The sequence below is a fragment of the Streptomyces sp. NTD91 genome, from assembly GCF_059510455.1.
The window spans coordinates 1-234 of sequence record NZ_JCAJZW010000209.1; the positions used below are offsets into that span (position 1 = coordinate 1).

The 234-nt window shown below is 65.8% G+C and carries 1 protein-coding gene; it reads right to left on the bottom strand.

Going from position 1 to position 234, the window contains the following annotated elements; translation table 11 throughout:
- The coding region (locus tag AC5WRT_RS39260) for a beta-ketoacyl synthase N-terminal-like domain-containing protein (protein WP_496098993.1) at nucleotides 1–234 on the bottom strand (234 nt) is incomplete at both ends.

Genomic DNA, 234 nt, shown 5'->3' on the forward strand with positions numbered 1-234 from the left:
CGCCGCATTACCCGTACCGACATGACCCTCGAAATCCTCACCCGAGGCCAGCAACACACCCGTGTAGTCCTGACCGTTCGTACCGGCGAAGACACCCGTACGACTGCCCCGCAGAACCCCCGGAGCGATACCCGCCCGCTCCAACGCCTCCCACGACACCTCCAGCAGAAGCCTCTGCTGCGGATCCGCCGCCAACGCCTCCCGCGGACTCATCCCGAAGAACGTCGCGTCGAA